The organism is Pseudomonas sp. MF6396 (genome assembly GCF_002018915.1).
GTDB lineage: Bacteria > Pseudomonadota > Gammaproteobacteria > Pseudomonadales > Pseudomonadaceae > Aquipseudomonas > Aquipseudomonas palmensis.
Genome location: NZ_MVOK01000015.1, coordinates 138,599 through 149,793, shown reverse-complemented (window position 1 = coordinate 149,793; position 11,195 = coordinate 138,599). Strand labels below are relative to the sequence as shown.

Genomic DNA, 11,195 nt, shown 5'->3' with positions numbered 1-11,195 from the left:
CCCAAGTAGCATTCGACCCCCTCCAGCCCCTTCGTACACTGGGCCCATCCGTTAAAGCCCCCGCCGGAGGCCGTCATGCACCACCCCCCCGCCGAGGGCATTGTCAGTGCCGTCTCGCGCGCCAGTGTCGCCGAAGAGGCCGCACAGGACCTGGCCCGTCAGCTGCTGCACCCGCACCTGGGCTTCGTGCTGTTCTTCTGCTCCGCCGAATACGACCTGCCAGCCCTGGCCCACTCGCTGCAACAGAGCCTGGGCGGCATCCGCCTGGCAGGCTGCACCAGCGCCGGCGAAATCACCCCCGAAGGCTACGGCCGCGGCTGCATCACCGCGCTGGGCTTCGATTACCGGATGTTCTCGATTGCCGCCGAACTCATCGCCCCCATGCAGTACTTCAGCCTGATCGACGCGCAGCAGATGGTCGAGCGCCTGGTCGGCGACTGTCGCAGCAACACCCTGGCCCCGATCAAGGGCCACAGCTTCGCCCTGACCCTGCTCGACGGGCTGTCCAGCCGTGAGGAAACCGTGCTTGCCGCCCTCAGTGCCGCCCTGGGCGACATCCCGCATTTCGGCGGCTCGGCCGGCGACGACAACTACCTGCACCACACCCATGTGTACTTCGACGGCGCCTTCCACAGCAGCGCTGCCGTGGTGCTGCTGGTCAATACCTGCCTGGATTTCGAGGTATTCACCACCCACCACATCCAGCCGCGCCAGGAAAAGCTCGTGGTCACCCGCGCCGACAGTACCCTGCGCCGGGTCTACGAGCTCAATGCCGAACCCGCCGCGCAGGAATACGCCGCGCTGATCGGCGTGCCCCCCGAACAGCTCGACCACCGCACCTTCGCCGCCCACCCGCTGGCGGTGCGCATCAACGAGCGCTACTACGTGCGGGCCATCCAGCAGGTGCACGACGACGGCAGCCTGAGTTTCTACTGCGCGGTGGAGAACGGCATCGTGCTCACCGCCATGCGCCCCGGGCCCCTGCTGCCCAACCTGAGCGCGTTGTTCGACGGCTTGCGCGAACGCCTCGGGCCGTTGCTGCTGACCATCGGCTGCGACTGCTTCCTGCGCCGCCTGGAGCTGGAAGGCAGCGCCGAGTTCGAAGCCGTCGGCGCCTTTTTGCAGCAGCAGCCTGTGGTGGGGTTCAACTCCTATGGAGAACAGTTCAATGGCATGCACATCAACCAGACGTTCACCGGCGTCGCCATTGGCCAGCCCCGTGCACGCCGTGGACATTGACCAGGCCGCGCTGATCGCCCGCTTGCAGCATGAAAACCGCAAGCTCAGCCGTATCAACGCCGCCCTGATCGAACGCCAGGAATCGGGTGCCGCGCGCCCGGACGACTCCTATGCGGCGTTCCAGCACTCGGTGGTGCTGGCCGAGCAGGTGCGCGAGCGCACCGATGCGCTGAACCAGGCCATGGCCGAACTCAAGGCCAGCAACCACCTGCTCAGCGATGCGCGGCTGCGCGCCGAAACCGCGCACCAGTACCTGGTGGACGCCATCGAAAGCATTTCCGACGCCTTCGTGCTGTTCGACCCGCAGCAGCGCATCGTGCTGTTCAACCAGCGCTTCAAGGCGTTCTGGGCCAACAGCCGCATCCGCATCATCGGCGGCATGCGTCTGGCCGAGATCAAGCGGCTGATGCAGAGCACCGGGCTGTTCTGCGAAGAACAACGCGGCCCCAGCGCCGAGCACATGGTGTACCGCCTGCAGGGCGGGCGCTGGCTGCAGGTCAGCGAGCGGCCGACCCAGGGCGGCGGCTGCGTGATGCTGTTCACCGACATCACCCAGATCAAGCTCAGCGAAACCCAGCGCCGCGAACAGGCCGTGGCGCAGAAGTCGCACCTGCTGCAGCGTGCGGTCGACAACCTGTCCCAGGGCGTGGCCATGGTCAATGCCGACGGCGTGCTGGAGTTGTGGAACCGGCGCTTCCTGGAACTCAGCGGGCTGGCCCCGATTGCCGCCCATCGCGACTTTGCCGAGGTGATCGCCGACAGCGAGCTGGCCTTGCTCACCCCGGCCAGCACCGATGCCAACGGGCGCAGCATCCATGAACTGGAGCAGCGCCTGTTCGACGGGCGCATGCTCGAAATCCGTACCCATCCGCTGCCGGCCGGCGGTTTCGTCAACACCTTCACCGACATCACCGAGCGCTATCAGCATGCCGAGGCGCTGAGCGAGAGCGAGCGCTGGATCCGCCTGATCACCGACCACGTGCCGGCGCTGATCGCCTACCTCAACGCCGACCTGGTCTACGAGTTCACCAACAAGGTGTACGAGCAGTGGTACTGCTGGCCGCGCGGGGTAATGCTCGGCCAGAGCCTGCGCGAGGTGCACAGCGCCGAGCATTACCAGCGCCTGGAGAGCTATGTGGAGCGGGCACTGTCGGGCGAGAGCGTGACGTTCGAGTTCGCCGAAACCAACGCCCACGGCCAGGAGCGCTACATGCTGCGCTCCTATGTGCCCAACCAGCTGGCCAGCGGCGAGGTGGTGGGGATCTTCGTGCTGATCCGCGACATCACCGAACGCCGGCGTACCGCCGAAGCCCTGCACCAGGCCTACCAGAACCTGGAGTTGCGGGTGCGCGAGCGCACCGCCGAACTCACCCAGCTCAACCAGCAACTGCTGCGCGAAATCGAAGAGCGGCGCCGCGCCGAAGCGCGCCTGCGCGAGGCCAAGCAGGAGGCCGACCAGGCCAACCTGTCCAAGACCAAGTTCCTTGCCGCGGTCAGCCACGACCTGCTGCAACCGCTCAACGCCGCGCGCCTGTTCACCAGCGCGCTGCAGGAGCAGAACTGTGCAAGCCCGGCGCTGGTGCGCAACGTCAGCAATTCGCTGGATGACGTCGAAAGCCTGCTGGGCACCCTGGTCGACATCTCCAAGCTCGATGCCGGGGTGATCAAGGCCGATGTCGCGACCTTCGCCGTCAGCGACCTGCTCGACAACCTGGCCGCCGAGTACGCCCATGCCGCCGCCAGCGAAGGCTTGCGCATGAGCTACGTGCGCAGCAGCCTGCGGGTGCGCAGCGACATCCAGCTGCTGGCACGCATCCTGCGCAACCTGCTCAGCAATGCCATCCGCTACACCCCGCAGGGGCGCCTGATGCTCGGGTGCCGTCGGCGTGGGCAGCGGGTGTTCATCGAGGTATGGGACACCGGCATCGGCATCGCCCCCGACAAGTGCGCCGAGGTGTTCCAGGAGTTCAAGCGCGGCGACCTGCAGCGTCCCGACCAGGATCGCGGCCTGGGCCTGGGCCTGGCCATCGTCGACAAGATCGCGGGCATTCTCGGCCACCGCGTGCACCTGCGCTCCACGCCGGGCAAAGGCTCGGTGTTCTCCATCGAGGTGCCGCGCAGCAAGCGTGCGCCCCGGCGCGAGCCGCAACCGTCACAGGTCGAGCCGCTGACCGAACGCCTGGACGGCGCACGTATCTGGGTGGTGGACAACGATGCGGCGATCTGCGCGGGCATGCGCAGCCTGCTGGAGCAGTGGGGCTGCTCGGTGGTCACCGCCCTGAGCGAGCAGGACCTGGCCCGCCAGGTGGCACTGGACAGCGAGTGGGCCGACCTGCTGATCGTCGACTATCACCTGGACAACGACCGCAACGGCCTGGAGGCGGTCGGGTCGATCAATACGCAGCGGCACACGCCGTTGCCGGCCCTGATGATCACTGCCAACTACAGCGTGGAGCTCAAGCAGCAGGTGCGCGACCTGGGCCACAGCCTGCTGCACAAACCGGTGCGGCCGATGAAGCTCAAGGCCGCCATCAGCCACCTGATCGGTTGCGAACTCAGCGTGGCTGGCGCCCGCTGACGAAGTGCGCCGCGTCGTTGTAGCCGTGGGTGGAGGCATGCCCGGGGGTAACCAGCGAATCGATGAAGGCTTCGTCTTCGGCGGTGATCTTCACCTGCAGCGCACCGCCATAGGTGTCCCACTGCGCTTCGGTGCGCGGGCCGACGATGGCGGAGCTGACGTGCTGGTTGTTGAGCACCCAGGCAATGGCGAACTCGACCATGCCCACGCCCTTGGCCTGGGTATAGGCGTGGATCTTCTGCGCGATGGCCAGTGACTCGCTGCGCCATTCGGTCTCGAGGATGCGCTTGTCCTGGCGCCCGGCGCGGCTGTTGGCGTCGGGGGTGGCGTCGGGGGCGTACTTGCCGCTGAGCACCCCACGCGCCAGCGGGCTGTAGGGCACCACGCCCAGGCCGTGAAAGGCTGCAGCGGTGAACTGCTCGGTTTCGGCCTGGCGGTTGACGATGTTGTACAGCGGCTGGCTGATCACAGGCTTGGGGATACCCAGGCGTTCGGCCAGGTTGCACACCTCGGCGATGCGCCAGCCGCGAAAGTTCGACACGCCCCAGTGACGGATCTTGCCCTGGCGCAGCAGGTCGCCGATGGCTGCCACGCTGACCTCCAGCGGGGTGGCGTGGTCTTCGCGGTGCAGGTAGTAGATGTCCAGGTAATCGGTGCCCAGGCGCGTGAGGCTGGTGTCGATGGCATTGAAGATATGCTTGCGGCTCAGGCCGCTGCGGTTGGGCAGGCCGTCGACCGGGCCGAAGCCGACCTTGGAGGCCAGCACCCAGTCGTGACGGTGGCGGGCGATGGCTTCGCCGACGATTTCTTCGGAGCGGCCGGCGTTGTACACGTCGGCGGTATCGATGAAATTGATGCCCTGGTCCCAGGCCTTGTCGATGATACGCAGCGAGTCTTCGGTGCTGGTCTGCTCGCCGAACATCATGCTGCCCAGGGTGAGGGCGGAAACCTGCAGGCCACTGCGGCCCAGGGGACGGTAGATCATGCTCGAGCATCCTTTTGCGGGAGGGGGTCGAGCTGTTTTACAGGGTTGAAAGCTTCGTCGGCAAGGCCGGCTCCCGCACAATCGTGTGAACGGCCCTCAGGCCCGTAGGAGCCGGCCTTGCCGGCGAAGCGGTCGTCAGCTGGAGCGCGACACCCGCAGCGCCACCAGGCTGCCCACCACGATCAACCCCGCCAGCGAATACAACGCCACGTCGGTCGAGCCGGTCTGGTCCTTGATCCAGCCCACCAGGTACGGGCTGAGGAACCCGGCCATCTGGCCCACCGAGTTGATGATCGCCAGGCCCGCCACCGCAGTGCCCGCAGTGAGCAGGGCAGTGGGCATCGGCCAGAACATCGGCAGGCCGGTAAGCGCGCCCATGGTCGCGATGCTCAGGCCCAGAATCGCGATCACCGGGCTGTGGGCGAAGTTGACCGCCATCAGCAGCCCCACCGCGCCCATCAGCATAGGCACCACAAGGTGCCAGCGCCGCTCGTTGCGCAGGTCTGCCGAACGCCCCACCAGCAGCATGAACAGCCCGGCCAGCAGGTACGGGATGGCGCTCAGCCAGCCGATCAGCAGGGCATCGTCGAAACCCATGTTCTTGATGATCGATGGCAGCCAGAAGTTGATCGCATACACGCCGCTCTGGATGCAGAAGTAGATGAAGCCGAAGGTCCAGATCAACGGGTTGGCCAGCACCGACAGCAGGCTGTCGCTGGCGGTTTTCGGCTTGGCCGCCGCGTCAGCGTTCAGGTCGGCCTCAACCGCCTGGCGCTGCGCCGGGGTCAGCCAGCCGGCCTTGGCGTAGCCATCGCTGAGCAGCACGATCGCCAGACAGCCGAGCACCACGGTAGGCACGCCCTGGATCAGGAACATCCATTGCCAGCCGGCCAGGCCGCCCTGGCCGGCGGCGAAGTGGTTGAGAATCCACCCCGAGAACGGCCCGCCCAGCAGCCCCGACACCGGGATCGCCGACATGAACAGCGCCATGATGCGCCCGCGCCGCTGCGCCGGGAACCAACGCGAGAGGTACAGCACGATACCCGGGAAGAACCCCGCTTCGGCGGCGCCGGTGAACAGGCGCAGCACGTAGAACTCCATGGGGGTGGTGACGAACAGCAGGCAGGTCGACAGCGTGCCCCAGGCGATCATCATCAGCGCGATCCAGCGCCGTGGCCCGAAGCGGTTGAGCGCCAGGTTGCTGGGCAGGCCGCACAGCACGTAGCCGATGAAGAAGATGCCGGCACCCAGGCCGTAGATGGTTTCGCTGAACTTCAGCGCGTCGAGCATCTGCAACTTGGCAAAGCCGACGTTGACGCGGTCCAGGTAGTTGAACAGGTAGCAGATGAAGATGAACGGGATCAGCCGCAGGGTGATGCGCCGGTACAGCGCGTTGCGGTCGATGTCGTGGCCTTGGTCAGGGGCAGGGCGGTATGACATGATTCTCTCTCTGTTTTTATGTTTATCGCCGCAACTGCGTCGAGGCAGTTGTCATGACGAGTCTGTTTGAGCCAGAGGACGCTGTCTTTGTGCTTTTGCACAGCCTTTGCGCTGCACCGCTGTGCCCTCGACCAACCATTGCGACCACAAGGATCCGCCCATGTTCGAGCTCGACCACGACCTGGCACAGGATATCGTCGACCGTGCGATGGCCATTCTGCCCTACAACGTCAATGTCATGGACAGCCAGGGGCTGATCCTGGGCAGTGGCGAGGCGCAGCGTATCAACACCCGCCACGAAGGCGCGCAACTGGTGCTGGCCAACGCACGCATCGTCGAGCTCGACGAAGAGGCCGCCAGATGCCTCAAGGGCGTGCAGCCGGGTGTGAACCTGCCGCTGCTGCTGGACGGGCGCCTGATCGGCGTGCTCGGCATCACCGGCGACCCGCAGCAGGTGCGCACCTACGCCGAACTGGTGCGCATGACCGCCGAGATGCTGCTGGCCCAACGGCACCTGCAAGTGCAGCAGCAATGGCGCAAGCAGCGCTGCGACGACCTGCTGGCCTTGCTGCTGGGCGGCAACGGCGACGCCACCCGGCTGGTGGACGAGGCTCGGCAACTGGGGCTCAAACCCCAGCTCACGCGTATCCCGTGCCTGTTCGAGCTGGAGGAGGGCCCGGCGGCCGAGCCGCTGGCGGCCTGGCTGATGCTGCGCTACCCCGACAGCTGGTGCGTGAGCCCGGCACGTCAGTCGTTGCTGTGGTGCCGCCCGGCGACGGTGGCGCTGGACGAACAGCGCCTGCTGGACAAGATGCAGGCCCAGGGCTGGACCGTGCAGCGCCTGGCAGTGGCTGGCCCGGCCGAAGGGCTGGACAACCTGCGCCGCGGTTATCGTCGGGTGCGCGACCTGCTTGCCTACGGGCGCGAGGTACTGCCCCGCCAGCGCCTGCTGACCCTGGCGCGCTATCGGCTGCCGGCGCTGTTGTGGCGTCATCGCAACGACGATGCGCTGGACGAACTGCTGCAACCGCTGCAACGGCTGCGTGCCAAGGACAGCAACGGGCAGCTGCTGGCCACCCTGCGGGCCTGGTGCGCCCACGACGGGCCGAGCCAGGCGTGCGCCGAGGCGCTGGGCATTCACCGCAACAGCTTGCGTTACCGACTGGAACGGGTGGCCGAGTTGAGCGGGGTGGACCCGATGCGGCTGGAAGGGATGCTGAGCCTGTACCTGGGGTTGCAGTTGTTGCCCGTGAACAGTTGATTGCCTGTGCGGGCCGCTTGGTCGGTGCATTGTCCAACTGAACAAATAACCCTGCGCCCGCCTGTGCATCCGACCGACGCCCGCCGCCGGCGCAACTGTCAGCATGCAGCTCATCTGGATAAGGAGCACACCGCATGAAAATCGTCATCGCCCCCGACTCGTTCAAGGACAGCCTGAGCGCCGAAGACGTGGCCGCTGCCATCGCCCGGGGGCTGGCCGATGCCTTGCCACAGGCCGAGCTGATCAGTTGCCCGATGGCCGATGGCGGCGAGGGCACCCTGCAGGCCCTGGTGGCGACCTGCAGCGGCGAACAGCGCAGCCTGCAGGTGCAGGGCCCGCTCGGCACACCGGTACTGGCCCACTGGGGCTGGCTGGCCGACAGCCACACCGCCATCATCGAAATGGCCCAGGCCAGCGGCCTGCAACTGCTCGGCCTCGCCCAGCGCGATGCATGCCGCAGCAGCACCTATGGCACCGGGCAGCTGATCGGCGCGGCGCTGGATGCCGGGGCACAGCGCATCATCCTGGCCATCGGCGGCAGTGCCACCAACGATGCGGGCAGTGGCATGCTGCGAGCGCTGGGGCTGCGGCTGTTCGATGCCCAGGGCGCTGAACTGGCACCGGGCGGCCTGGCCCTGGCGCACCTGGCCCGGCTGGACAGCAGCGGGCTGGACCCGCGCCTGCTCGACGTGCAGGTGGAGGTGGCCGCAGACGTCGACAACCCGCTGTGCGGGGCCAATGGTGCCTCGGCGATCTTCGGCCCGCAAAAGGGGGCGAGCCCCGCCCAGGTCGCCTTGCTCGACCATGCACTGGGGCACTTTGCCGATCATTGCGCCGGCCTGCTGGAGGAAGACGTTCGGGCGTTTCCGGGCTGTGGCGCAGCGGGCGGCATGGGCTTTGCGGCCAAGGCCTTCATGGGCGCGCAGTTTCGTGCAGGGGTCGAAGTGGTGGCCGAGCTGGCCGGGCTGGAGGCGGCGGTACGCGGTGCCGACCTGGTGATCACCGGGGAGGGGCGCTTCGATGCGCAGACCCTGCGCGGCAAGACTCCGTTCGGTGTGGCGCGCATAGCCAGGCGTCACGGCGTGCCGGTGGTGGTGATTGCCGGCACCCTGGGCGAGGGCTACCAGGCGCTGTATGAACATGGCATCGATGCGGCATTTGCGTTGACCAGCGGGCCGATGAGCCTGCAGCAGGCGTGCGAGCAGGCGGCACCGCTGTTGCGCGACAGGGCGCGGGACATCGCGCGGCTGTGGGCCTTGCACCAGGGTCTGTAACAAGCCCACTACTGCATCGCCGGCAAGGCCGGCGCCTACAGTGTAGGCGCCGGCCTTGCCGGTTATATGCATAGATCAGCAACTGGCAACTGTTCGCCTGGCAACACCCTCCCGACACTAGCCCTCGAGTACAACACTCGATTACTTGCCGCTTTATAACCAAACCCCTTTAAACAAGGCACTTCGCCAGTTGGCACGCTCGCTGCAATAGTCCCTGTGAGATTGACTATACCAATAGAAACTCGCCTAATTTTAATCAGGTGGGGAGCAAGACCTTGAAACGCGTGCATTGGGCAACTTCGGCAGTATTGCGACATTCATCCCTGTTCGCTGTAAGCAGCGCACTATTAACCTTCATCCCGTTGGCCTCGGCTGCCGACACCGACACCAGCGGCGACAAGCGCCTGGGTACGGTTACCGTGCAGGCCGCCAAACAGAGCCCTGTGCAGGCGGCGCAGAGCAAACTCGACGAGGTCGCCGGCGGTACCAGCCTGGTCACCCAGGCTGAAGTCGAAAAGGGCCGCTCGGCCACCCTGGAAGACACCCTGGCGTACCAGCCCGGCGTCTACGCCCAAGCTGCCGGTGGCAACGACGCCATCAAGATTTCCATTCGCGGCTCCGGCGCCAATACCTCGCCCGGCTATTTCCGCGAAGGCACCAAGTTTCTCTTCGACGGCCTTGCACTGACCGGCGCCGGTGGCACGCCCTATGAACTTCTGGATACCCAGGGCCTGAACTACACCGAAGTACTGCGCGGTGCCAACGCCTTCGAATACGGCGCACTTTCACTGGGGGGCGCGATCAACTTCGTGACCAACTCCGGGCTGACCGCACCGGGCAACCGCATCAAGCTCGAAGGCGGCAGTTTCGGCTGGCAGAAGCAGACCCTGAGCACCGGCGGCGTGGCCGGCAATGCCGACTACTACGTCAGCGTCGACAACGCTCGCCGCGACGGCTACCAGGACTTCACCTTCACCAAGGCCAAGGGGGTGGTCAGCAACTTCGGCTACCGCTTCAACCCCAAGCTCGAAACCCGTCTGTACATCCGCTACCGCGAGGAATACCACGAGAACTCGGGCACCCTGACCCTGGCGCAGCTCAAAAAGAACTCCAAACAGACCAACGCCGCCACCTACGCCACCCGTGGCGACTCCACCAAGCGCGGCTCGACCTGGGTCGGCAGCAAGACCACCTACACCTTCGATGACGATGCCACCCTCGAAGCCGGGCTGGTGTACCACAACTACCCGCAGATCCTCAGCCGCAAGAGCACCGTCAACCCCAACTACTGGGACTGGCGCGACATCAACTACTCGCTCAAGTACAGCCGCACCGACCAGCTGTTCGGCCTGCCCAGCACCACCACCGCGGGCTGGAGCAGCACTCAGCACATCCGTTCCGGCGCACGCACCTACAAGGGCGACAAGGACCTGGGCATTCTGCAGAAGCAGGTCGAGTACGACGGCTCGTTCGACCATGTCTTCACCCTGGGCAACGACCTGGGCCTGACCGACAACCTGTACCTGGCCACCGGCGTGTCGGCGATCGAGATCAAGCGTGACATCAACGTCACCTACAGCGACCGCCCCAACACCAGCGGCCTGCCCAGCCACTACAAGTACGACGAGTGGAAGCTGGCCCCGCGTATCGGCCTGCGCTACTACATCGCCCCGGACGTGCAGCTGTTCGCCAACGCCAGCCGCACCATCGACCCGCCAAGCTCCTGGTCCAGCTCCGGCTCCGGGGTCACCAGCAACTACGCCAAGCCACTGGTGCCGCAAGCGGCCAACACCGTGGAGTTCGGTATCAAGGGCAAGTCGGGGATCTTCGACGGCAGCCTGGCGTTCTACAAATCCTGGGTCAAGAACGAGCTGCTCAACGTCGAAGTGCTGCCGGCCACCGCCACCTCTGCTGCGGTGGTGTCCACCTCCAATGCCACGCCCACCATCCACCAGGGCATCGAGGCCGGCCTGAGCACCCGCCTGTGGGAAGGCGCCAACGGTGACAGCCTGACCTGGCGCCAGGCCTACACCCTCAACGACTTCCACTACGAGAACGACCCGCTGTTCAAGAAGAACGAACTGCCGGGCCTGCCCAAGCACGTGTATCAGGGCGAGCTGCAGTACCAGTGGGCCAGCGGTTTCTACGCTGGGGTCAACGTGCGCACCGCGTCCAAGACGTCGGTGGACTACGCCAACAGCTTCTACGCGCCGTCCTACACGCTGTGGGGTGCGCGCCTGGGTTACGACGACCCGGGCAAGACCTGGCAGGTGTACCTGGACCTGAAGAACATCACCGACCAGGACTACGTGACCGCCGTGCTGCCGACCTACAACTCCCAGGGCAGGGACGTCGCGTCGCTGTACCCGGGCGACGGCTTCGGCGCCTTCACCGGCGTGACCTACAACTTCTAAGCCA

7 protein-coding genes are annotated in these 11,195 nt (G+C 66.0%); 5 read left to right on the top strand and 2 right to left on the bottom strand.

The annotated features are described in order from the left end of the window. Positions 1–75: 75 nt before the first annotated feature. Positions 76–1,239 (top strand): nitric oxide-sensing protein NosP, encoded by a 1,164-nt coding sequence (gene nosP, locus MF6396_RS16825; RefSeq protein ID WP_054914528.1) that lies wholly within the window; start codon positions 76–78, stop codon positions 1,237–1,239. Next, positions 1,169–3,817, top strand: coding sequence for a hybrid sensor histidine kinase/response regulator NahK/ErcS' (gene nahK, locus MF6396_RS16820; protein WP_078481000.1), 2,649 nt, complete (start codon positions 1,169–1,171; stop codon positions 3,815–3,817). Before nosP ends, nahK begins: the two co-directional genes overlap by 71 nt. On the opposite strand, the gene MF6396_RS16815 is transcribed toward nahK, so the two are convergent. After that, complete coding sequence (locus MF6396_RS16815; RefSeq protein ID WP_043862758.1) at positions 3,795–4,802, bottom strand: aldo/keto reductase; 1,008 nt, start codon at positions 4,800–4,802, stop codon at positions 3,795–3,797. The genes nahK and MF6396_RS16815 overlap by 23 nt on opposite strands. Before the next feature lie 135 nt (positions 4,803–4,937). After that, positions 4,938–6,242: an MFS transporter gene (locus MF6396_RS16810; protein WP_078480999.1), complete on the bottom strand. Its 1,305-nt coding sequence runs from the start codon at positions 6,240–6,242 to the stop codon at positions 4,938–4,940. Positions 6,243–6,402: 160 nt separating this feature from the next. On the opposite strand from MF6396_RS16810, the gene MF6396_RS16805 reads away from it, so the two are divergent. The 3 genes from MF6396_RS16805 to MF6396_RS16795 all read left to right on the top strand — a co-directional run bounded on the left by MF6396_RS16805 (position 6,403) and on the right by MF6396_RS16795 (position 11,191). Beyond that, entirely contained in the window at positions 6,403–7,503 is a 1,101-nt protein-coding gene (locus MF6396_RS16805) for a sugar diacid recognition domain-containing protein (protein WP_078480997.1), read from the top strand. 134 nt (positions 7,504–7,637) lie between these two features. After that, on the top strand, positions 7,638–8,777 hold the full coding sequence (locus MF6396_RS16800; protein WP_078480996.1) for a glycerate kinase: 1,140 nt from the start codon (positions 7,638–7,640) through the stop codon (positions 8,775–8,777). A 284-nt stretch (positions 8,778–9,061) separates the two neighbouring features. Continuing rightward, complete coding sequence (locus tag MF6396_RS16795; protein WP_229590261.1) at positions 9,062–11,191, top strand: TonB-dependent receptor family protein; 2,130 nt, start codon at positions 9,062–9,064, stop codon at positions 11,189–11,191. Positions 11,192–11,195 lie beyond the last annotated feature (4 nt).

Bases quoted from the DNA above. Each gene is read 5' to 3' on its own strand.
- nahK (WP_078481000.1), top strand. From the start codon at position 1,169: ATGGCATGCACATCAACCAGACGTTCACCGGCGTCGCCATTGGCCAGC.
- MF6396_RS16805 (WP_078480997.1), top strand. From the start codon at position 6,403: ATGTTCGAGCTCGACCACGACCTGGCACAGGATATCGTCGACCGTGCG.
- MF6396_RS16800 (WP_078480996.1), top strand. From the start codon at position 7,638: ATGAAAATCGTCATCGCCCCCGACTCGTTCAAGGACAGCCTGAGCGCC.
- nosP (WP_054914528.1), top strand. From the start codon at position 76: ATGCACCACCCCCCCGCCGAGGGCATTGTCAGTGCCGTCTCGCGCGCC.
- MF6396_RS16810 (WP_078480999.1), bottom strand. From the start codon at position 6,242: ATGTCATACCGCCCTGCCCCTGACCAAGGCCACGACATCGACCGCAAC.
- MF6396_RS16815 (WP_043862758.1), bottom strand. From the start codon at position 4,802: ATGATCTACCGTCCCCTGGGCCGCAGTGGCCTGCAGGTTTCCGCCCTC.